Here is a 931-nt window from a genome sequence, read left to right on the forward strand (position 1 = left end):
CGAGAACAGCCGACTAAAGAAGCTGGTGGCGGAGCGCGACCTGGAAATCGAGGTCATGAGGGAGATTTCCGCAAAAAATGGTAAGCGCACAGGCGCGTCGCGAGCAAGCCCGCTATGCCATTTCGCGCGGGCTGAGCCAACGACGCGCCTGTGCGCTGATTCACGTCAGTCGTGCCAACCTCGGTTACTTCAGCATCATGCCGGGCAAGAACGGCCCGATCGTGGAGATGATGCGACGCCTCTCGGGTGATTATCCCCGCTTCGGCTCGCGGCGCATCCGCATCATGCTGGGCCGCGAAGGGATCGTCATCGGCAAGGAGCGGTGCAGCCGGTTGTGGGCGCAAGCCGGTCTTCAGGTGCCTCGCAAACGACGCCGACGCCGCGTTGCCGGTTCGCGTCCTCGACCGCTTGCTCCGAGCGCTCGCAACGCCGTATGGAGTTACGATTTCGTCTTTGACGCGTGTGCCAACGGCCAGCAACTGACGTGTCTGACGGTCGTCGACGAGTACACGCGTGAATGTTTGGCCATAGATGTGTCTGGCTCGATCCGATCGGCCAGAGTCATTGAGGTGCTGAGCAAGCTAATCAGCGTTCACGGCGCGCCACGCTATATGCGAAGCGACAACGGCCCCGAATTCGTCAGCGCAGCGTTGCTCAAGTGGGTGGTATCGGAGAAGATCGAATCGGCGTTAATCGATCCCGGCAAGCCATGGCAGAACGGCACGAACGAAAGCTTCAACGGTAAATTCCGTGACGAATGTCTTGCCATGGAATGGTTCCGCAATCGGATTGAAGCCAAGATCGTGATTGTGTCATCGGCACCTGTAAATTGATACACCGTCGGCACTGAGGAATTGATACACCTCGACGAAGGGATAATGGCCGCTTTGAGCGGCGATGATCTCGTACGAGGGATACATGCAGATCAGGA

At 58.4% G+C, this 931-nt stretch carries 1 pseudogene; it reads left to right on the forward strand.

Features of this window, described 5'->3' with window-relative positions:
• Window positions 1-809: pseudogene (locus tag NCT03_RS33630) on the forward strand (IS3 family transposase); the annotation flags it as partial.
• Between the last annotated feature and the right edge of the window lie 122 nt (window positions 810-931).

Source organism: Caballeronia sp. GAWG1-1, from assembly GCF_023631465.1.
Lineage (GTDB): Bacteria > Pseudomonadota > Gammaproteobacteria > Burkholderiales > Burkholderiaceae > Caballeronia.